This is a genomic window from Pseudoduganella ginsengisoli (assembly GCF_009720865.1).
GTDB lineage: Bacteria > Pseudomonadota > Gammaproteobacteria > Burkholderiales > Burkholderiaceae_D > Rugamonas > Rugamonas ginsengisoli.
Window position 1 is genome coordinate 358,805 of sequence record NZ_WNLA01000001.1, and the last position, 20,590, is coordinate 379,394.

The 20,590-nt window shown below is 62.3% G+C and carries 17 protein-coding genes; 13 read left to right on the top strand and 4 right to left on the bottom strand.

The window, feature by feature from the left end; all coding sequences use genetic code 11:
• Positions 1-9: 9 nt before the first annotated feature.
• From GM668_RS01540 to GM668_RS01550, 3 genes are all read right to left on the bottom strand, one after another.
• Complete coding sequence (locus GM668_RS01540; protein WP_155437163.1) at positions 10-1,605, bottom strand: alpha/beta hydrolase family protein; 1,596 nt, start codon at positions 1,603-1,605, stop codon at positions 10-12.
• A 79-nt stretch (positions 1,606-1,684) separates the two neighbouring features.
• Positions 1,685-2,068, bottom strand: coding sequence for a methylglyoxal synthase (locus tag GM668_RS01545; protein WP_155437164.1), 384 nt, complete (start codon positions 2,066-2,068; stop codon positions 1,685-1,687).
• 27 nt (positions 2,069-2,095) lie between these two features.
• The gene (locus GM668_RS01550) at positions 2,096-3,004 is read right to left on the bottom strand and encodes a DMT family transporter (protein WP_155437165.1); all 909 of its coding nucleotides are present in this window, start codon (positions 3,002-3,004) and stop codon (positions 2,096-2,098) included.
• Positions 3,005-3,093: 89 nt separating this feature from the next.
• On the opposite strand from GM668_RS01550, the gene GM668_RS01555 reads away from it, so the two are divergent.
• On the top strand, positions 3,094-3,792 hold the full coding sequence (locus GM668_RS01555; protein WP_155437166.1) for a DUF2459 domain-containing protein: 699 nt from the start codon (positions 3,094-3,096) through the stop codon (positions 3,790-3,792).
• Here GM668_RS01555 and GM668_RS01560 read toward each other — a convergent pair whose 3' ends face one another.
• Positions 3,793-6,315 (bottom strand): alkaline phosphatase D family protein, encoded by a 2,523-nt coding sequence (locus GM668_RS01560; RefSeq protein WP_155437167.1) that lies wholly within the window; start codon positions 6,313-6,315, stop codon positions 3,793-3,795.
• Positions 6,316-6,524: 209 nt separating this feature from the next.
• On the opposite strand from GM668_RS01560, the gene GM668_RS01565 reads away from it, so the two are divergent.
• From GM668_RS01565 to GM668_RS01620, 12 genes are all read left to right on the top strand, one after another.
• Entirely contained in the window at positions 6,525-7,250 is a 726-nt protein-coding gene (locus GM668_RS01565) for a YebC/PmpR family DNA-binding transcriptional regulator (protein WP_155437168.1), read from the top strand.
• 154 nt (positions 7,251-7,404) lie between these two features.
• Positions 7,405-8,673 carry a phosphoribosylamine--glycine ligase gene (purD, locus tag GM668_RS01570; RefSeq protein WP_155437169.1) on the top strand — a complete coding sequence of 423 codons (1,269 nt, stop codon included), beginning with the start codon at positions 7,405-7,407 and terminating at the stop codon, positions 8,671-8,673.
• A 211-nt stretch (positions 8,674-8,884) separates the two neighbouring features.
• Positions 8,885-10,741: an IucA/IucC family protein gene (locus GM668_RS01575; protein WP_155437170.1), complete on the top strand. Its 1,857-nt coding sequence runs from the start codon at positions 8,885-8,887 to the stop codon at positions 10,739-10,741.
• Positions 10,738-11,922: an MFS transporter gene (locus tag GM668_RS01580; protein ID WP_155437171.1), complete on the top strand. Its 1,185-nt coding sequence runs from the start codon at positions 10,738-10,740 to the stop codon at positions 11,920-11,922. Before GM668_RS01575 ends, GM668_RS01580 begins: the two co-directional genes overlap by 4 nt.
• 35 nt (positions 11,923-11,957) lie before the next feature.
• Positions 11,958-13,781 carry an IucA/IucC family protein gene (locus GM668_RS01585; RefSeq protein ID WP_155437172.1) on the top strand — a complete coding sequence of 608 codons (1,824 nt, stop codon included), beginning with the start codon at positions 11,958-11,960 and terminating at the stop codon, positions 13,779-13,781.
• Positions 13,778-14,977 carry a type III PLP-dependent enzyme gene (locus tag GM668_RS01590; protein ID WP_155437173.1) on the top strand — a complete coding sequence of 400 codons (1,200 nt, stop codon included), beginning with the start codon at positions 13,778-13,780 and terminating at the stop codon, positions 14,975-14,977. Before GM668_RS01585 ends, GM668_RS01590 begins: the two co-directional genes overlap by 4 nt.
• Before the next feature lie 22 nt (positions 14,978-14,999).
• Positions 15,000-17,048: a TonB-dependent receptor gene (locus GM668_RS01595; RefSeq protein ID WP_170305447.1), complete on the top strand. Its 2,049-nt coding sequence runs from the start codon at positions 15,000-15,002 to the stop codon at positions 17,046-17,048.
• A 75-nt stretch (positions 17,049-17,123) separates the two neighbouring features.
• Entirely contained in the window at positions 17,124-18,035 is a 912-nt protein-coding gene (gene hemF / locus GM668_RS01600; RefSeq protein ID WP_155437175.1) for an oxygen-dependent coproporphyrinogen oxidase, read from the top strand.
• Positions 18,035-18,673, top strand: a complete 639-nt coding sequence (locus GM668_RS01605) for a nicotinate-nucleotide adenylyltransferase (RefSeq protein WP_371868630.1) — start codon at positions 18,035-18,037, stop codon at positions 18,671-18,673. Before hemF ends, GM668_RS01605 begins: the two co-directional genes overlap by 1 nt.
• A 2-nt stretch (positions 18,674-18,675) precedes the next feature.
• Positions 18,676-19,419 carry a ribosome silencing factor gene (rsfS, locus tag GM668_RS01610; RefSeq protein WP_155437177.1) on the top strand — a complete coding sequence of 248 codons (744 nt, stop codon included), beginning with the start codon at positions 18,676-18,678 and terminating at the stop codon, positions 19,417-19,419.
• A 6-nt stretch (positions 19,420-19,425) separates the two neighbouring features.
• Entirely contained in the window at positions 19,426-19,896 is a 471-nt protein-coding gene (gene rlmH, locus GM668_RS01615) for a 23S rRNA (pseudouridine(1915)-N(3))-methyltransferase RlmH (protein WP_155437178.1), read from the top strand.
• Positions 19,897-19,943: 47 nt separating this feature from the next.
• A complete protein-coding gene (locus GM668_RS01620) occupies positions 19,944-20,564 on the top strand; it encodes a Maf family protein (RefSeq protein ID WP_155437179.1) in 621 nt (206 codons plus the stop codon).
• Positions 20,565-20,590 lie beyond the last annotated feature (26 nt).

The window sequence follows — 20,590 nt, forward strand, 5'->3', positions numbered from 1 at the left end:
CGTCCCTTTCTATTTCACAAACCCGCGCTCGCGCAGCCATTGCGTCATGCGCGGGTAATGGTCGCGGGCCCAGTGCGTGGAATTGATGTACGCACTGCCGCCGTCGATATCCGTTTCCCACAGGCCGTGCGCCGCGCGGGGCAGCATCCACACCTGGTGATCCTTGTGCCCGGCCTTGTCCAGCGTCTCCTTGAACAGTACCGCACTTTTATGCACCGGTACGAACGCATCTTTCTCGCCCAAAATGTACACGATCGGCGCTTTCAGGTTTTTCAATTCCGGCAGTGGATCATAGCTGTAAAACGCCAGCGATTCCGCGCGCGGTTTCTCGCGGAACGTGTCCGGCACGATTTCCACCTGGCTGGCCCAGCGCGCATGGTCATTGGCGCGCGCCGATGCCAGCAATTCCGCGCGGTTGGCGCCATTGCTGGTCACCCAGCGCATCAATTTTTCCTGATAAGCCGCGCCCGCCTTGACTTCTTCCTCGCTGAAACCGGATGCCCGCAGCGAATTTTCTATACGGTAAACCTCTTGCTCGGCAGGCGGCACACCGGACGCCGCCTGGGCTATGACAAACGCGACCTTTTGCGACCGGGTGGCCGCCAGCGGCGCCAGCCAGCCGCCCTGGCTGTGGCCCCACGTACCGATGGCATTGGCTTTGATGTCGGCCCGCTGGCCCAGCAAATTGATGCCGGCAATGGCGTCGTCGGCCAATTGCTCCATGGTGGCCTTGTTAAATTCGCCCGTGGATTTGCCCACGCCGCGCTTGTCATACATCAGCGCCGCCATGCCATGCGCGGCAAAGTAATACGCTTGCAGTGCATACGCGCCACGCGGCGCCGGGCTGGACATTTGCGTCAACACGACAGCAGGGAATGGTCCCTTGCCTTCCGGCAGCACAAGCGTACCGGACAAGGTCACGTCGCCATTCTTGAACGTGACTTCTTCCGAGCGGAATTGCAGGCGGCGCGCCGTTTGCTGCTTGCCGTCCTGCTGCCACACCATGCGCGCGATATGGCCTGCCTTGTCTTTTTCAAAGCGCATTGTGGTTTCACGCACTTCCAGATTGAAGTTGCCCTTGCCCGCATACCACGTGGTATCGCTTTCCGCGAACATCGATGCATAGCGTCCGCTGCTCATGTCGCTGTAAAAGATTTGCGGGAAATCGCCCCACTCGGACAGCACGACGATGTGCTTGTCGGGGAATTGGTAAGCGCCCAGCAATGGCTGATGGCGCTGCGGATCATCGGACAACGTGCGGCGGAATGCGAACTTGCCTTCGTTGCCGTTCAGCGTGACTTTACCGGCCAGCAAATCGCCCTGCACCTTGCCGTCAAATTGCAGCACGCCGTCCGGACCGGGCAGCGCGAACTGGACGTTCCCCTGCTCTTGCTTGACGCCATCGAGCGGCAAACCCTTCTTTTCCATCGAAGGCAAGTCCACCGTGGCTTTGCCATCGGCGCCAAAGTATGGGCGAATAAAGTTGATGTCCTTGCCCACTTCGTAGGTGCCGGCCCAGTGGCCAGGCAGCCCTGTGGCGGCAGGAGCAGCGAAGGCGGCGGTGGAAATAGCGGCGGCGGCAACGCCGCCCAGAATGGTTTTCATGTCTCTCCCCTGTTATGTTATTTGAGGGCGCTACATTGCCAGCGCACAAGGCGCTGGACCACATCCGTGCGACAGACTGCTATTTTGCGGCGCTGGCCTGCAATTGCGACAACACCAGGTGGGCTGTCGAAAGATTGGTCGCGCAGGCAACATTGTGAACGTCACAAGACCGCACCAGCGCATTGATGTCCGGTTCGTGCGGCTGCGGCGTCATCGGGTCGCGCAGGAAAATCACGGCATCGATTTCCCCTTCCACCAGCAGCGAACCGATTTGCAAATCGCCCCCCATCGGGCCGGACAGCTTGCGGTCCACCACCAGCCCCACTTCATCGATCAAACGCCCGCCCGTGGTGCCGGTGGCGCACAGTTTGCAGCCCAGCAGGAAGTCCTTGTATTCGCGCGCCAGCGCAACCATGTCATCTTTTTTCTTATCGTGGGCAATCAGGGCAATGCGGGGAGTCATGTCGTGGTTCCAAGGTAAGTGGTGGGATTACTTCTTTTGCGACAGCAGATAAATACCAGCCAGCACCAGTCCGGTGCCGGCCAACTGCCAGTTCGTCACCGGCTCGCCAAGCACCAGCGCGCCGAGAAACAGGGTCGATACAGGGCCGATCATGCCGGCCTGCGACGCCGTGCCCGCGCCGATGCGCTGCACCGCCATCATCGTCATAAATACGGGCATCACGGTACAAAAAATGCCATTGACCAGCGACAGTCCATACACGGCCATCGGCTGCACCAGCAGGTGCGCGGGCCGCAAGATAAAGAACTGGCCTATGCACGCGACGCTGGACACGCACATCGCATACGACACCAGCCGCAAGGAACCCAGGCGCTGCACCATTTCGCCGGACAGCAGCAGATACGCGGCATACGCCATGGCCGAGCCCAGCACCAGCGTCGAGCCCAGCGCGACATCGGCGCCGCCGCCCTTTAAATCATGCAGGAACACCAGCACAATGCCCGCATAGGAAATCGCCAGCGCCAGCCACTGCTTGCGGCTGATGTGATGCTTGAGGAACAGCGTGGAGATCAGCAATACAAAGGTGGGCGTCAGGAACAGGATCAGCCGTTCCAGGCCAACCGATATGTATTGCAGCCCGAGGAAATCCAGGAAGCTTGACAGGTAATACCCGACCGCGCCCATGATGACGATGCGCCAGCGGTCCGCCTTCGACAATGGCGCGCCGGTGCGCATTTTCCATACGGCGATGGACGCAAACACGGGCAAGGAAAACAGCATGCGGAAGGCGATGACCGTGACGGCATCGAGCTGGTACCGGTACATCAGCTTGGCGACGACCGCCTTGGTGGAAAACAGGATCGCGCCGCCAATGGCAATTGCCAATCCGCCGAGATAGGCGCTGCGGGGCAATGGCGGTGTTGCACTGTTATTCATGCGCCAGATTGTAAGGCCAAACCGGTTTTAATGCTGGGCGGCATAAAATAGCGGCAAATCAATGAAATTTATCTCACCGCAAATCATTTATGAGTGTCAGCACCATTGCCCAACGTCTTGCCATCCTGGCATTTATTGTTCTGCTGCCTGGCTGCAGCAATCTGCAGGACCGCGCGCTTGCTGCGGCGGAACCGGCCCCGCACCACATCTACCTGATTCAAAACGACTGGCACACCGCGTTACTGCTGGATGGCGACGCGATTGCCGCGCGCAGCGTCAAACTCGGGCGCGATTTTCACGGCCATCGGTACCTGGTGGTGGGCTGGGGAGATGGGCAATACTTTGTCGAGGATAGCCCGGGCTGGAAACAGGCAGTGAAAGCCATGGTGGCTTCGGACTTCCCGGCGCTGCAAGTGTTTGGCGCCGCGGACAATCCGCCCACCAATGTCGCGCAGGCCACCAGTATTGTGCTGGCTGTCACGGAGCGCGGCTACCAGCAACTGGCCGCGTATATCGACCGCACCATTGCCGCCGATGCCGACGGCAAGCCCATTTATCTGGGCCAGCCCAAAGCAAACTTGAATTTGTACTACCAGGCCACGGGCAATTACAGCTTGTTCAACAACTGCAATTCGTGGGTCGTCGGCGCGCTGCAAGCTGCCGGGTTGCCGTTCTCCGGCTTTAACCTGACAGCCACCAGCGTGATCGAGCAGGCGCAGCGCATTTCCGCACGCCAGCGTGCAGCGGCGGCGGATTTCAAGAATCCGCCGCCCTCAGTCACCCGATGATTACGCGATAATCACCGAAGGCGAACCCGCCAGCACGGTGGCATACGTCACGTTGGCAATCGTGTTGGCCGGCGCGTTGCCGCCCACCAGCTTGTTCACCTGCTTGAACTGCGCCGCTACGCTGCCTGGCGTCACCGTCACCACCGTATAGCCCTGCGCATCCGTATTGATGTGCTTGAGCCATGGGTTGCTGTTCAAGCCTGCCAGTTGCTGCGCCAGCGGCACCAGTTGGCCCGTGAACGCGGCGTTGGTTTTCAGGCCGCCTTGCAGCGCGGCCACGGTGGCGTCGAGCTGCGCTTCCGGCACGCCTTTTGAGGCCAGCACGCCGCGCAGGCGTATCTTGATCTGGTCCAGCAAGCTGTCCACGGTCGGCGCTGCCTTGCCCAGCGTGTAGTCCAGCAAGTTGACGTCGATGCTGACCGTGCCCAGGTTCGGCACCGGCAGCGCCAATGGGTACGACACCAGCGTCGCCAGGTCGCCCAGGCTGGCCGCCGCATCGCGCAGGTAGACAAAGAACGAGTCCGAGCTGATACCTGCCGACACCAGGTCCACCATCACCGGCGTGCCGCCATTGGCCGCATCGTAGTCATCGTTGACGGTACCGGCAAAGAACGAGTGGATATCGCCCGTCAGCGCCACCACGTTGGTGATGCTGTTGGACTTCAGGTGCGACATCAGCGCCTTGCGTTCGCTGTTATAGCCATCCCACTGGTCGCAATTGACGAGGAAGCGGCGCATGTAGGGGCCCAGCGCGGCCAGCTTGCCGGACGCGGCCACGAATGGCGACTCGGCTTTCTTGGCCAGGATGTCGGGTTTGATCCAGCCAAATGCGATGATTTGCGCACCAGCGACGGCAGCAGCTTGCGCTGCAGCGGCGGCGCCGGCGGCGGCATTGGCTGCCAGTGCATCTTTCGCGGCGCCATAGGTGCCGACAGCAATGCGCGCCTGCGCTTCCGTCAGGCCGGCCTGGATGGCGGCAGCGCCCTGCACGATCTGGCTCAGGCCCGCGCCGGCAATCGCTTGCGCAGCCGCCTGTGCGACGGCAGGCGTGGCGCCCGAGGTGGCGCCCGACACGATGGCGGCCGCCAGCGGCACGTTGCCACCGGTCGATGCGGCCGTCGTGCCGATGGTGGTGGCCAGCGTGCCCACGGCATTCAACGCCAGCAGCGTGGCCACGGCATCCACGCCGGACATGCCCATGCGCAGCAGCGATACTTCATTGCCCCACAGTTTCCACGTGCCGGTGGCCGACTTCATCTTGTCTTTCCACCAGTCGCGCTGCGTATTGCCCAGCATCGACACTGGCGTCAGCGGGTCGGCGCCAGCCTTGCCGGCTGCCGCCATCTTTTGCGCTTCCACGGCATTGAGCAAATCCTGCGGCACCAGGTAGCGCGAGCCAATCGAACCAATCGGTTTGCCATCGGCAGGGTTCGGCGACGATTCCGGAATCACGTGGTCGGCACGGTACAGCCGCTCGTCCGTCATGATCAGCGACATCAGGTTACCGAACTGGAAGTCGCGGTAAATCTTAATGTTCTGGAACGATGCATTGGCCGCGTCAAACGACACGTCGGCCGGCATGAATTCAAACCACGCCTGGTTGGCGTTGCGGCGGCGCGGTGTGTCCTTGACGTTGCCGCCGTCGGCAGCGTTCTGGCCGTCATAGGTTTGCGCATCTTGCCACGCGTCGTCCGTGAATTCGTGGTCATCCCAGATCGCGATGAACGCGAAGCGCTCGTGCACGGCTTGCAGGCGGCTGTCGGTACGGTACTTCTTGTACAGGTAGCGGTAGTCGGCCAAGGTCGATGCGTATTTCGCGCCGGACGTGCCATTCTTGAACACGCCGTTCGGCAATTGCAGCGCATCATGGCGCGTTTCCACGGCGCCAGCCTGGAACGCTTCCCCCACGGTTTCGTAGATGTAGTCGCCCAGGTGGATGATGAAGTCCAGGTCTTCGTTGGCAGCGATATGCGCCATTGCGCCCCAGTGGTTGATGCTCCAGTCCTGGCACGTCATGTACGCAAAGCGCAGCTGGCTGACAGACGTGCCGGCTGCCGGGGCAGTCTTGAAGCGACCGATATTGGTTCGGACATCGCCTGCGACGAATTGATAATAATAAGTAGTGCCCGGCTGCAGGCCCGTCAACTTGTGGCGGATCGTGTTGTCATATTGCGCCTGGGCCGGCAGGCTGATGTCGGTCACCATGGTGCCGGCCAGCGCTGCATTGCTGCCTGCCGTATTGGCGTCGGCGGTGACGCGCAGTTGAATCACGACATCTTTGTTAGTGGCCGGTACGGTGGCCACGGCGTCCATCGCGGCCGGCACCACGCGGGTCCACAGCAAAATGCTGTCAGCGCGCGGGTCGCCCGAAGCTACGCTTTGAGGGAACTTCCAGTCCTTGCCCGTCACTGGCGGATTGGCGGGCGGAACATAATCACTGCCGCCACCGCAACCCGCAAGGCCGCCAGTGACTGCCGAAGCAGTGATAAATCCGCTGAATTTAATAAATTGCCTTCTATCCATTTTCATGCCCGCCTATCAAAAAAAGTACGATCGGAAGATATTAACGAATTCACATTTCAACCAGATAACAATTCCCGTGTTTTTCGCATGACTTTGGAAGCCATACAACACATCGCAACAGGCGACCTCCCTCTCGGAGGCGGTAAAACCGGCATGCCCTTATGCTAAAATACCGGCCTCACTGGGATACCGTCGAAGGAAGATTGAACATGGCTGGACACAGCAAATGGGCCAATATCAAGCATAAAAAGGCTGCATCAGACGCGAAGCGCGGCAAAATCTGGACACGCCTGATCAAGGAAATCACCGTTGCCGCGCGCATGGGCGGCGGCGACCCCAGCGCCAACCCGCGCCTGCGCCTGGCCATCGACAAGGCCGCCGACGCAAATATGCCGAAAGACAATGTGAACCGCGCGATCTTGCGCGGCACCGGCGGTGAAGACGGCGCCAACTATGAAGAAATCCGCTACGAAGGCTATGGCCTGGGCGGCGCCGCCATCATCGTGGACTGCATGACGGATAACCGCGTGCGCACGGTGGCGGAAGTCCGCCACGCGTTCAGCAAGCACGGCGGCAACATGGGCACGGAAGGCTCCGTGTCGTTCATGTTCAAGCATTGCGGCCAGTTCCTGTTCGCGCCGGGCGTGGATGAAGACAAGCTGATGGAAGCGGCGCTGGAAGCCGGCGCGGAAGACGTGATTGCCGACGAAGAAGGCGGTTTCGAAGTGCTGTGCGCGCCGCTGGATTTCTCCGCCGTCAAGGATGCGCTGGATGCGGCCGGCTTCAAGGCTGAAGTGGCGGAAGTCATCATGAAACCCGCGACGGAAACCAGGCTGACCGGCGAAGATGCGATCAAGATGCAAAAGATCCTGGACTTGCTGGAAAACCTGGACGATGTTCAGGAAGTCTATACCAACGCCATTATCGAAGAATAAGCGACTGGGACCCCATATTGTAGGCTGGATTAGCGCAGCGTAATCCGGCAAGCTGCACGGCGGCTCAAACATGGCGGATTACGCGCTGCGCGCTAATCCGCCCTACGGCGGCCAGTATGCCGCCTACCGGATTTCTTTAATTTGTTGAGTTCTTATGAAAATTTTGGTAGTCGGCTCCGGCGGCCGTGAACATGCGCTGGCTTGGAAATTGGCGCAATCGGAAAAAGTGCAAATGGTCTACGTTGCCCCGGGCAACGGCGGCACGGCACGCGATGCCCGCCTGCAAAACATCAACATCAGTGACTTGAACACGCTGGCAGCGTTCGTCGAGCGCGAGCACATTGCGCTGACAGTGGTCGGTCCTGAAACCCCACTGGCGGGCGGTATCGTCAACCTGTTCCGCGCCAAGGGCTTGAAAGTCTTCGGCCCGACCAAAGAGGCGGCGCAGCTGGAATCGTCCAAGGATTTCGCCAAGGCTTTCATGAAGCGCCACGGCATTCCTACCGCGGAATACGAAACCTTCTCCGACGCGCAGCAAGCCCACGCCTACATTGACGCCAAAGGCGCGCCGATCGTCATCAAGGCCGACGGCCTGGCGGCGGGTAAAGGTGTCGTCGTGGCCATGTCGTTGGCCGAAGCGCACCAGGCGGTGGACCACATGCTGTCCGACAACCGCTTTGGCGACGCGGGCGCCCGCATCGTCATCGAAGAATTCCTGGCCGGCGAAGAAGCGTCGTTCATCGTCATGTGCGATGGCAAAAACATTTTGCCGCTGGCGACGTCGCAAGACCACAAGCGCCTGCAAGACAATGACCAGGGCCCGAACACGGGCGGCATGGGCGCGTACTCCCCTGCCCCGATCGTCACGCCGGCCATGCATGCGCGCGTCATGCGTGAAATCATCAACCCGACCATCGCGGGCATGCACAAGGATGGCATTCCATTCACGGGCTTCCTGTACGCCGGCTTGATGATCGATGCAGCGGGCAATCCCAAAACGCTGGAATTCAATTGCCGCATGGGCGATCCGGAAACCCAGCCCATCATGGCCCGCCTGAAGACGGACCTGGTGTCCGTGATGGAACACGCTGTCAATGGCACGCTCGATGCCGTGGAACTGGAATGGGACCGCCGCACAGCGGTGGGCGTGGTGCTGGCAGCGGCCGGCTATCCGGACGATCCGAAAAAAGGCGACGTCATTGCCGGTATTCCTGCGGAAACGCCGGAATCTGTCACGTTCCACGCGGGTACGACGGAAGCGGACGGCAAGCTGTTGACCAATGGCGGCCGCGTACTGTGCGTCGTCGGCCTGGGCGACAACGTCAAGATGGCGCAGAAAGTCGCCTATGACGCCGTGGAAAAAATCCACTTCGATGGCGTGCAATACCGCCGCGACATCGGCTGGCGTGGCTTGAAGCATTAATTCAGCAGCCAGCGCACACCGGACGGGCGTCTTGAAAAAGATGCCCGTTTTTTTTCCCCCTCTATTGCAAATGATTCTCATTTAATATACAGTAGCTTTTCTGATATCGTTTCAGAATTTTCAAGCCAGCCTGTTTTTCCCTTCCCTGGAAAGCCGCCAGTCACCCCTGCCCCGCAGCCGCGCGGGCAGACACGCTTTCCAGAGGAACTCCATGCGGGACAACAGCGATACCTTGCCATCGTGGATGGCGCTGACCGACGCCATCGCGTCACCCAGCTACCAGACGGCGCAGCGCCGCGTGCTGCGCCAATTGATTGAAGCACTGCTGTTCGAGCGGGTCTTGAATGTCCGCACGACGGTCAACGGCCCGGACGACGTCACGTTCGACATCGATGCGCAAACCAGCGCGGGACAGCCGGTCACGTTCCGCTGCCACGGCTACATCAGCGACAGCTTTGAACGTATCCGCCTCGACGATACGCCGCTGCTGCGCATCAGTGCCGAAGGCATGCGCCCGGCCGCGTCGGTCCAGGAATTTGTGCTGGAAACCGGCCCCGTCATCCATGCCGATGAACCATTGCTGGCGCGCTTCCTGCACGAATTGCAGCAAACGCTGTTGAAGGACACGGTGTCGCTGCACTTGCGCCAGATCCGCCACGGCGAGCGTGACTTGACGGCGCTGGAAGGGCAATTACAGGATGGCCATCCGTACCACCCATGCTACAAATCCCGGGTCGGCTTTGATCCGCTCGATAACCTCGCGTATGGTCCGGAATTCGCACCCGCCGTGCGCCTGATTTGGCTGGCCATCCGCAAACCGCTTGCATCGCTGGCAGCGTGCAGCGATATCGATGCCGCCGCATTTGTGCGCGCCGAACTGGGGGAAGTACGGCATGCCCGCTTTATGGCGGCGTTGCACGAGCGTGGGCTCGACCCGCACGACTATTACCTGCTGCCCGCCCACCCCTGGCAATGGCGCGAGAAAATCGCCGCGGAACTGTTCCCCTTGCTGCACAGCCGCGACCTCGTGCTGCTCGGTGAAGGCGACGACCGCTACCGTCCGCTGCAATCGATCCGCTCGCTGGCCAATGCGAGCCGGCCCAAAGGTGCGCACGTCAAGCTGCCGATCAGCATCGTCAACACGTCGGCCGACCGCATCCTGTCTTGCCACAACGTAGAAAACGCCCCACTGGTGTCGGACTGGCTGTGCGGCATCCTGGCTGACGATGCCGCGCTGCGCGGCTATGGGCTGGTGTTCTTGCGCGAAGTGGTGGGCATCACGTACCGGCCGCCCGGTTTGCCGCTGTCGATGCAGGCCCGCCAATACGGCATGCTGGGCGCAGTATGGCGCGAAAGCGTGGACATGCACTTGCACGCAGGCGAGGCCGCGGCGCCGTTTTCCGGCCTGTGCCAGTGCGAAGCGGATGGCCAGCCATTCATTGCGCCATGGGTGGCGCGGCATGGATTGACGGCTTGGCTGGACGCGCTGTTTGAAGCCAGCATTGCGCCGCTGGTCCACTTGCTGTATGCGCATGGCATCGGCATGGAAGCGCATGCGCAAAACATCGTGCTGATTCACCGTGCAGGCTTGCCGCAACGGATCGCGCTGAAAGATTTGCCGGGCGGCTTGCGCTTCCTGCCGTCCTGCCTGCAGCATCCCGGCCGCTGTCCGCCACTGGCGCCCACACCGTCATTCCGCAAGCAAGTTAACGCCACGGCCGGCATGGAAGCGGCCACGCCGGAACAGGTGCGCGACTATTTCCACGATGCCGTGTTCTTCATTAATTTCGGCGAACTGTCGCTGTTCCTGCGCCGCCATTACGGCTTGATGGAAGCGGACTTCTGGGCCCGCATCGCCGCCTGCATCCACCGTTACCAGGCACGCCATCCTGAACTGGCGGAGCGCTTTGCCGCCATGGATTTGTTCGCGCCCGCGATCGTCGTGGAACAGTTGGCAAAGCGCCGCCTGTTTGCGGAAACCGAAGCCCGCTTGCAGACCGTGGCCAATCCGTTACACCGGCACCGCAGCGCCATGGCCGTCCATTGCGCTGGCACCCCGGCCCGATGACCAGCCGCCGCATCATTGCCGCCACCCTGGCGGGCCACTTTGCCGCCGCCTTTGCCGCGCTGGGCATGCCGCCGTTTTACGACCGCATTTTGCGCGAAACGCTGCACAGCGGCGCATCATGGCTGGCCGGCTGGTTCTTCGTCATCCCGACCTTGCTGGCGGCATTGTCGAATCCGTGGTGGGGCGCGCTGGCGGACCGCTATGGCAAGAAGCGCCTGCTGCTGCGCGCCCACCTCGGACTGGCCGTCAGTTTCTGGCTCACCAGCCTGGCGGACAACGTGTGGCAATTCGGCGCGGCGCTGGCGTTGCAGGGTATCCTCGGCGGCACCTTTGCGGCATCCAATGCGTATCTCGCCACCGTGGCCAGCGGCCATCGCCTGACGCGCTTATTGACGCTGATGCAGGGCTCAGCGCGGGCGGCGCTGTTTGCCGGTCCGGCGCTGATGGGCGTACTGTCGCAGGGCGCACAGCCATTACAGATGTACCGCTGGCTGGCGCTGCTGCCGCTGCTGTCGGCCGCGCTGGTCTGGTGCATGCCTGCCCCGCCATCGGCGGCGGCAACGCCGCCAACAGGCCGGACAACAACCGGCACGACGCCACCGGTCGCGCCCGCCCATGTGTATGCGCTGAATTTTGCCTTCATCTTTGGCACGGTCATCACGTTCCCGTATTTCGTGCCGTTTGCCGAACACGCGCTGGCGGACTTGCCGCCGTCCGCGCCGGGTTGGCTGTTTGGCTTGCCGCACCTGGCGTACCTGCTGTTTGCGCTGCCCATGACGCCTTGCATTGGACGCCGGCGCCTGCTTCCCACCTTGCTGGCCAGCCAGGCATTGCTGGCTGCGGCCTTGCTGGGACAGGCGCACAGCCACGACTTGCCGACGCTGATCGTATTGCGCAGCCTGATGGGCGCAGCCATGACGGCTTGCTATATCGCGCTGCACGGACTGGTTGCCGCCATCACCGATGCAGGCAACGCGGGCCGCCGTTTCGGTTCGCTGGAAGCCAGCACCAAGTGGGGCGCCGTTGCCGCCGGCGCCATGGCCGGCGGCGCAGCTACGCAATGGGGCCCGCACGCGCCATTCCTGATCGGCGCCGCCGCGATCGGCTTGAGCACTACCCTGATTTTTATCGCCCGGCCACGCCGGGCCTGTTATCAACCGCCAGCGCGCAGCACCGATTAACCATGCGGCCAGCCACTACTGCTATTGGAGTTGTCATGCCGGATTTATCCTTGCACCATCGGCCCGCGTTGTCGGCCGCCTATTGCGCCGCCGCGCAACGCAGCCTGGAAACGCTGCTCAACTGCTATTGCCGCGAAGTCGCCATTCCCGAGGGACAGGCCAGCGTCGGCCCGCTGTTTGGCCAAAATGACTGGCCATTGGCGTTGCGCTGCGCACTGGCCAGCGGCCACGCGCTGCACATCCTGCTGCCGCGCCTGGACACCCGCGTCGTCATCGCCGTGGAACACGATTCACCAAGCGGCAATTACCGCTATCTGTCTGCGCTGTATGGCAAGACGGCCGGCCATGGCTGGGCCATGCTGGATTGGCGCGGCCTGGCCGACCTCGTGATCCGCGACCTGGCCGCGAAGACGGGACAGCCGTACAACACTGAATTGCTGGCGCAAATCGAAGACAGCGTGCACGTGACGGCCACCATCCTTGAAGCGCCTTGGGCCAACACCGTACCGTCCGACCCGCTGCAGGCATACCTGGATTCGGAACAGTCGCTGACCTATGGCCACCCTTTCCACCCGGCGCCAAAAAGCCGCCAGGGCTTTTCCGCCGATGACTTGCGCCGCTATTCGCCGGAATTACGGGGCGGCTTCCCGCTGCACTATTTCGCCGTGCGGCACGACGCCGTAACCCAGCAATCCACGACAGGCCAGCCGTGCAGCGCCATCCTTGCGCAACACGCGCCGCCCGGCCTGACGGTGGATGACGGCTACCTGCTGGTGCCGGCCCACCCGTGGCAGGCGCGCTGGCTGCTGGACAAGCCACTGATCGCGGACGCCATGCGCGACGGCCGCATCCGCCACCTGGGTGCGCAGGGGAAGCCGTATTACCCGACGTCGTCGGTGCGGACGCTGTACCAGCCGGGCAATCCGTATTTCTATAAATTCTCGCTGCACGTGCGCCTGACTAATTGCGTGCGCAAAAATGCCGTCTATGAACTGGAAGGCGCGCTGCAAGTGAACCGCATCATGCAGCGCGTGCTGCCCGAGCTGCGCGGCCACTTCCCGGGCGCCGCCATCATGGAAGAGCCGGCGTTCCTGTCGGTGGATTTGCAGGATGCCGACACCCAGCTTAACCGCGACATCACGGAAGGCTTCGGCCTGATCCTGCGCCGCGGTTTTGATGACGGCAACCTGTTGCCCGGTGCGACGCCGCTGCTGGCCGGCGCCCTGTTCGGCAACCACGTGCTGGGCGAAGCGCGGCTGGCGGCCATCCTGCAGCAGGCGGCAGGCCATGAAAACATCGCGCCGCAAGCGGCCATGGAAACATGGTTCTCGCGCTACGTGCAGCAAGTCATGTATCCCGTGCTGTATTGCTATTTCGCGCACGGCATCGTGTTCGAGCCGCATTTGCAAAACGTCGTCATCGGCCTGGTCCACCATCAGCCCGCCCAGGTATTCCTGCGCGATTTCGAAGGCGTCAAACTGGTCGCTGAACGCTATCCGGCCGACGCCTTGCCCGGTGTCAGCCAGCGTGCACGGGAAGCGCTGTGGTATGGCCGCGAAGCGGGATGGAAGCGCATCGCGTACTGCCTGTTCGTCAATAATTTTTGCGAAGCGATCCACCAGCTGGCGGCCGGCCAGCCCGCCATGCAGCAGCGCCTGTGGAACGTGGTGCGCCACCATTTGCAGCGCTATCAAAGCGAATTTGGCTGCGCCGAATCGACGCCGCGCATAGCAGCCGTGCTGGCGGGACAACCACTGCCCAGCAAAGGCAATTTAACCAACCGCTTCCTCAAGCAGGCGGATCGCGCGGCGGACTATGCGCCGTTTGCCAATCCCTTCGTATCGGGGAGCCTCGCATGAAGCCCGATTGGGACAAAGTCACCGCCGCAGTGCGCGCAGCGCATGGGGCAGCGGAGGGCCCGTGGAGCGCTTACCTGTATGACCTGCAGGCGCTGGCGCGGCATGCGGCGCACATCCGCGAAGGCTTGCCGCCGCAGTGCGACTTCTTTTATGCCGTCAAAGCCAATTCCGATGCGCCGCTGCTGCATGCGCTGGCGCCGCACGTGGATGGATTCGAAGCGTCGTCCGGCGGTGAAATCACGTGGCTGCGTGAACAGTTCCCGCACACGCAGCTGATTTTCAGCGGTCCCGGCAAGCTCGATACGGAACTGGCGCTGGCCATCGAACAACGCGTGACCGTGCACGTGGAAAGCTTGCATGAACTGGAACGGCTGGCCGCGCTGGCGCGCGCCGGCGGCCAGCGCGTGCCGCTGCTGTTGCGGGTCAATCCGCCGCTGGCGGAACTGGCCACCACCACCTTGGTCATGGGCGGCAAGCCGACGCAATTCGGCATCGCCATCGAGCACTTGCCGGCCTGCCTGCAGCGCTTGCGGCAAGAACCGCTGCTGGACTTGCGCGGCTTTCACTTCCACTTGCTGTCGCACCAGCTGGACGCGGACCGCCACGTGCAATTGCTGTCCGCTTACCTGCAGCAGAGCCGCCAGTGGTGCACGCAATACGGCTTACACATTGAGCACATCAACGTTGGCGGCGGCATCGGCGTCAATTACCGCGATCCGGTCCAGCAATTCGACTGGCCACGCTTCAGTGCAAGTCTGGCGCAGTTGCTGGCGCAGCCGGAACGTGCGGGCGCACCAAGGCTGCGCTTTGAACTGGGCCGCTACGTCAGCGCGTTTTGCGGCTATTACGCAGCCGAAGTCATCGACATCAAACAGGCGGGCGGCCGCACGTTTGCCGTCGTGCGGGGCGGCACCCACCAGTTCCGCACGCCTTATGCACAGGGCCACAGCCATCCATTCCACGTGCTGCCGGTTGACAGGTGGGACCGCCCCTATCCGCGCCCGGGCGTGACGGATTGCACCGTCACCGTGGCGGGCCAGCTGTGCACGCCGAAAGACGTGCTGGCCACCGATGCGCCGGTCGCGCATGTGCGCGTGGGCGACTTGCTGCTGTTCCCGTATGCGGGCGCCTACGCATGGCACATCTCGCACCACGATTTCCTGCGCCATCCGCACCCGCAGCACATTTATTTTTAACGTCAACAGAAAGAGCCACGCCATGCCTTCCCGTTACTGCCAGCCCCGCATCCTTGCCATCGCGATTGCGGCCCTGTTTTCACACACGTCCCACGCAGCGGAAGCTGAAATGGCGCCGGTCCACGTGACGGCGTCCGGCAGCGCCAGCGGCGCGGCCAAGCTGGACGTACCGCTGCGCGACGTGCCGCAAGCGGTGCAAATGGCCGGCAAGGAATTGATCCGGGAACAGGGTGTGCTGGACATGAAAGATGTGCTGCGCAATGTCAGCGGTGTCGCACCGGCGCAGGGCGAAGGGCGGCGCGACCAGTTTTATATCCGTGGCTTTGACGCCACCCGCGATACGCTGATCGATGGCATGCGCGACGACAGCCTGTATTTCCGCGACCTGGGCAACGTGGAGCGCATCGAAGTGCTGAAGGGGCCGGCCGCCGTACTGTATGGCCGCGGCTCGGCAGGTGGCGCCATCAACCGCGTGACGAAAAAACCTGTCGCCAAACCGCTGCGCGAAGCGGCGCTGACCTTCGGCAGCAACGCATTGCGCCGGCTCGACGTGGACCTGGGCGGCGCGCTGGCCGCCCAGGCATCGTTCCGCCTGACGGGCGCGGTCGAGTCGGGCGACAGCTACCGCGACGTCGTGCACTCAAAACGCACGGTGCTGGCGCCATCGCTGGCCTGGTCGGCAGGCGATGCCACGTCGTTCCTGCTGCAAGCGGAGTTCCTGCACCAGGACCGCACGCCGGACCGCGGCATTCCTTCGCTGAATGGACGTCCCGCACCGGTACCGGTGGGTCATTTCTATGGCGAACGCTACGACGACGCCACCACCGAAGGGCGCAACGCCCGCTTCAGCGTGGAACACGCAGTCAACGATAAATTAACGCTGCGCAACAATTTCCAATATTCATCGCTGGATCTGGATGCCATCAATACCCGCACGCTGGGCTTGACCGCCGACGCCACGCAAGTGCGGCGCCAAATCACGTCTTTCCCGCAAGACCAGACCAATTATTTGAACCAGTCGGAAGCCGTTTATCTGCTCGATGGCGGCAGCGTGCAGCACGCGTTGCTGGCAGGGGTCGAACTGGGCTACCAAACGGCTGGCCGCGTGGTGCGCGCTGCCGCCGCCACGCCCGTCAGCCTGCAAGCGCCGCAAGCCGTGATGGCGGCGCCCGTATTGGCGTCGCTCCCCATGACGATCGACAGCAGGTACAGCGGGCGCACGGCCGCGCTGTACCTGCAAGACTTGCTGTCGTTTGCCGCCCACTGGAAAGCATTGGCGGGCGTGCGCTTCGACCGCTTCCAGCAAGGCCAGGACGACCACCGCAGCGGCCTGGCGCAGCGCCGCACGGACCGTGACTGGAGCCCCCGCGTGGGCCTGGTCTACCAGCCTACTGCGGCACACGCGCTGTATGGCAATGTCAGCCGCTCGTTTTTGCCGGTGGGCAATGACTTGTTTTATAACGGCCAGGATATGGCGCACATTAAGCCGCTCGTATCATTGCAGCGGGAAGCCGGCGCCAAGAGCGAGTGGCTGGGCGGCCGGCTGGTATCAAACGTGGCGCTGTACCAGATCACGCAGCGCAATATCGTGACGCGCGACCCCGGCGATCCGGCCGGCTTGCGCCAGGTGCAAACGGGCGAGCAGCAAAGCAAGGGCTTCGAAGCCGATGTGTCGGGCACGCTGTTGCCGGGCTGGAAAGTGAATGGCAGCGTGACCGTGAACCGCGCCCGCATTACGCAATCGCATACCTATCCGGTAGGTAACCGGCCCGCCAATATCCCGGACCGGGCAGCCAGCCTGTGGACCAGCTATGAACTGGGACAGGGCTTCACCGTAGGCGGCGGCGCGTTTTACGCGGGCCGGCGTTTTGCCACCGAAGACAATACGGTGGCCTTGCCCGGCTATGTGCGCTTCGATGCCATGTTCGGCTACCAAGGCAAGAATTGGCAGGCCGGTGTGAATCTGGCCAACCTGGCGAACCGCACGTATTACGAGTCGGCCAACAACAACTTCCAGATCCAGCCCGGCGCATCGCGCGGGGTGACAGTATTCATACGGACGCAGATGTGACGGCCTGGCCCGGGGGCGTACTGGCGCGCAGGCGGCCATGCTATAATCCGCCCCTTCCTTTTTCACCGCCAGCTGATGTCTTCCATCCCAACGCCTACCGCCGTTAAAGCCTACCTGATCGGCCTGCAGCAACGCATCGTCGAAGCGCTTGAAGCGCTGGATGGCCAGGCGTTCTTGCGCGACGAGTGGCAGCGTCCGGAAGGCGGCGGCGGCATTTCGCGGCTGGTGGAAGAAGGCAATGTGCTGGAACGCGGCGGCTGCAATTTCTCCCACGTGATGGGCGCCAAATTGCCGCCTTCGGCAGCGGCAGCCCGTCCGGAACTGGGCGGCCAGCCGTGGGAAGCCATGGGCGTGTCGCTGGTGCTGCACCCGCGCAATCCGTATGCCCCGACCGTGCACATGAATGTGCGCTTTTTCACGACCACCACCAATGACGGCACGCCGGTCTGGTGGTTCGGCGGCGGCATGGACTTGACCCCGTATTACGGCAATGTGGACGACGTCAAGCACTTCCACGCCACGTGCCGCGATGCACTCGCTCCATTCGGGAGCGATTTGCATCCGCGTTTTAAACGCTGGTGCGACGAGTATTTTTACCTGAAGCACCGCAAGGAAGCGCGCGGCGTGGGCGGCATCTTCTTTGATGACTTCAACGCAGCGCCTTTCGATGACAGTTTTGCCATGATGCGCAGCGTGGGCGATGCCTTCCTCACTGCGTACCTGCCGATCCTGGAACGCCGCAAGGACACCCCATACGGTGAACGCGAGCGCGATTTCCAGGCTTACCGCCGTGGCCGCTATGTTGAATTCAACCTGGTATTCGACCGCGGCACGCTGTTCGGCCTGCAGTCCGGCGGCCGTACGGAAGCGATCCTGATGTCGATGCCACCGGTCGTCAAATGGCGCTACGACTGGCATCCCGAGCCAGGCACCCCGGAAGCCGCGCTGTATTCGGACTTCCTGCCGCACCGCGACTGGTTAGCATAATAGTGCGCTGCATTGCCCTGCTGGGCGGCACATTCGATCCGGTTCACCTGGGCCACGTGGCGTTGGCAACGCACTGGATGCATTTGCTGGGCGCTGACGAATTGCGTGTGCTGCCTGCCCTGCCATGGCAAAAAGCATCGCTGGGCGCCACGGCGCAGCAGCGGGCCGACATGGCGCAACTGGCTTTTACAGGCCAGCCGTACCCGGTAGTGATCGATTGCCAGGAAATCGAACGGGGCACGCCGACCTTTACAGTCGATACGCTGCGTAACCTGCGCCGTCAACTGGGAACGGGTGTTTCCCTGGCGTTCCTGATGGGCGCCGACCAGCTGCAAAAGCTCGATACGTGGCGCGACTGGCAAGCGCTGTTTGAATTGGCGCACATTTGCGCGGCAGCCCGTCCCGGCTTCTCACTGGAACAATTGCCGCAAGCGGTACAGGATGAATTAAACGGCCGCATGGCCACCCCGGAGCGGGTACGCACCACGCCGGCAGGCTGCATTTGCCTGGCGCCCGATCTGGCTTTGGACATGTCGTCCACCGGCATTCGTGCCGCATTACAACGGGGGGAGCAGCCAGACTCGCTTATCTCCCCGGTGGTGCTAGACTATATTGAACAACATAATCTTTACAAATAATAATGGATATCAAAAAACTGCAAACCATCGTCGTTGACGCCCTGGAAGATGTGAAAGGCCAGGAAATCGTCCTGTTCGACACCACCCACCTGACCAGCCTGTTTGACCGCATTGCCATCGTCTCCGGTACCTCCAACCGCCAGACCAAGGCCCTGGCTGCGTCGGTGCGCGACAAGGTGAAGGACGCCGGCGGCGACGTGGTTGGCATGGAAGGCGAAGAGACCGGCGAATGGGTGCTGGTCGACCTGGGCGACATGATCGTCCACATCATGCAGGCGCCGATCCGCGCCTACTACCGCCTGGAAGAAATCTGGGGCGACAAGCCAGTGAAACTGGGCGCCGCCAAGCGCAAGTCGACCAAGGAAGCCGCTGACGCGGCGCCGAAGAAGACCAGCAGCCACATGGCCGCCGGCAAGAAGGAAAAAGCTGCGGAACCGGTCATCGAGAAGAAAGTCGCCGCGCGCAAGCCTGGCGTGTCGAAGGTCAAGGCAGCCGACGGTGAAGTGGTGGCCAAGAAACCGGCCGCCCGCAAGTCCGCTGCCAAGAAAGCTGTCGAGCCAGTGATCCCGGAAGGCATGGTGGTCCCGGAAGGCAAGAAAGTCAAAGTTGCAGCGACCAAGACGCTGACGGCTTCGACCAAAGCCAACAAGGAAGAAAAAGCCAAGCTCGCCGCCAAGGTCAAGGCTGCCGCCGAAGCGCCAGCCAAGACCGTGATCAAGCGTATCCGCAAGGCCGCCGCAGAGTAAGCCGGCATGCAGTTGATCATTGCCGCTGTCGGCCACAAAATGCCGGCCTGGATCGAAAGCGGCTTTGCCGAGTACGCGAAGCGCATGCCGCCGGAATTGCGCATCGTGCTGAAGGAAATCAAGCCGGTCGAGCGTTCCGGCAGCAAAACGGCGGCCACCGCCATGGCGCTGGAACGCGAGCGCATCGAAGCGGCGCTGCCAAAATCCGTGCGCATCATTGCACTGGATGAGCGGGGCAAGGATCTGACCAGCGTCGGCTTGTCGCAGGCGCTGGAAACGTGGCAGCAGGATGGCCGCGATACGGCTTTCCTGATCGGCGGCGCGGACGGGCTCGACCCAGCCTTGAAAGCGCGCGCCGAAGGCATGATCCGTATTTCCAGCATGACGCTGCCGCATGGGATGGTGCGCGTGATGCTGGCCGAACAGCTGTACCGTGCGTGGACCATCACGCAAAACCATCCTTATCACCGAGTATGATGTGGAAGCCCGGCCTGAAGGCCCGGCACCCAGGGTATAAAAAAAACATGAAACCGGTCGACAAGAAAATTTACCTGGCCTCGAAAAGCCCACGTCGCCGCGAATTGCTGCGGCAAATCGGCGTGGACTTTGAATTGCTGCTGTTGCGCAGCGATGGCCCGCGCGGCGCCGACGTGACGGAAGAAGTCAATCCCAACGAAGACGCCTATACCTACGTGGGCCGCGTGGCGATGGAAAAAGCCGAATGCGCATGGAACATGCTGCAGCGCCGCCACCTGGTGCCGCGCCCTGTGCTGGCGGCCGATACCACCGTCACCATCGATGGCGCCATCCTCGGCAAACCTGCCAACACGGCAGAAGCCATCGCCATGCTGGAAAAACTGTCGGGCCGTACGCACCAGGTCATGACCGCCATCGCCGTCAAACACACGAGATTCGAAGCGCAAATCACGCAAGTGTCGGACGTGCGCTTTGGCGAACTGACGCCGGCGTCGATCCAGGCGTATTGCGCGACGGGCGAACCGTATGACAAGGCAGGCGGCTATGGCATCCAGGGGCTGGCGTCCGTGTTCATCGAGCACATCGAAGGCAGCCATTCGGGCATCATGGGCTTGCCCATTTATGAAACCGCCAAGCTGCTCCGCCAGGCAGGGTTGCCGCTGCCATAATCCGCCAGCATTTGGTAACAACTTGC

Excerpts from the sequence above, each read along its gene's own strand:
- GM668_RS01590 (WP_155437173.1), top strand. The coding sequence starts at position 13,778 with ATGAAGCCCGATTGGGACAAAGTCACCGCCGCAGTGCGCGCAGCGCAT.
- GM668_RS01595 (WP_170305447.1), top strand. The coding sequence starts at position 15,000 with ATGCCTTCCCGTTACTGCCAGCCCCGCATCCTTGCCATCGCGATTGCG.
- GM668_RS01550 (WP_155437165.1), bottom strand. The coding sequence starts at position 3,004 with ATGAATAACAGTGCAACACCGCCATTGCCCCGCAGCGCCTATCTCGGC.
- GM668_RS01545 (WP_155437164.1), bottom strand. The coding sequence starts at position 2,068 with ATGACTCCCCGCATTGCCCTGATTGCCCACGATAAGAAAAAAGATGAC.
- rlmH (WP_155437178.1), top strand. The coding sequence starts at position 19,426 with ATGCAGTTGATCATTGCCGCTGTCGGCCACAAAATGCCGGCCTGGATC.
- purD (WP_155437169.1), top strand. The coding sequence starts at position 7,405 with ATGAAAATTTTGGTAGTCGGCTCCGGCGGCCGTGAACATGCGCTGGCT.
- GM668_RS01560 (WP_155437167.1), bottom strand. The coding sequence starts at position 6,315 with ATGGATAGAAGGCAATTTATTAAATTCAGCGGATTTATCACTGCTTCG.
- hemF (WP_155437175.1), top strand. The coding sequence starts at position 17,124 with ATGTCTTCCATCCCAACGCCTACCGCCGTTAAAGCCTACCTGATCGGC.
- rsfS (WP_155437177.1), top strand. The coding sequence starts at position 18,676 with ATGGATATCAAAAAACTGCAAACCATCGTCGTTGACGCCCTGGAAGAT.
- GM668_RS01575 (WP_155437170.1), top strand. The coding sequence starts at position 8,885 with ATGCGGGACAACAGCGATACCTTGCCATCGTGGATGGCGCTGACCGAC.
- GM668_RS01585 (WP_155437172.1), top strand. The coding sequence starts at position 11,958 with ATGCCGGATTTATCCTTGCACCATCGGCCCGCGTTGTCGGCCGCCTAT.
- GM668_RS01565 (WP_155437168.1), top strand. The coding sequence starts at position 6,525 with ATGGCTGGACACAGCAAATGGGCCAATATCAAGCATAAAAAGGCTGCA.
- GM668_RS01555 (WP_155437166.1), top strand. The coding sequence starts at position 3,094 with ATGAGTGTCAGCACCATTGCCCAACGTCTTGCCATCCTGGCATTTATT.
- GM668_RS01620 (WP_155437179.1), top strand. The coding sequence starts at position 19,944 with ATGAAACCGGTCGACAAGAAAATTTACCTGGCCTCGAAAAGCCCACGT.
- GM668_RS01540 (WP_155437163.1), bottom strand. The coding sequence starts at position 1,605 with ATGAAAACCATTCTGGGCGGCGTTGCCGCCGCCGCTATTTCCACCGCC.
- GM668_RS01580 (WP_155437171.1), top strand. The coding sequence starts at position 10,738 with ATGACCAGCCGCCGCATCATTGCCGCCACCCTGGCGGGCCACTTTGCC.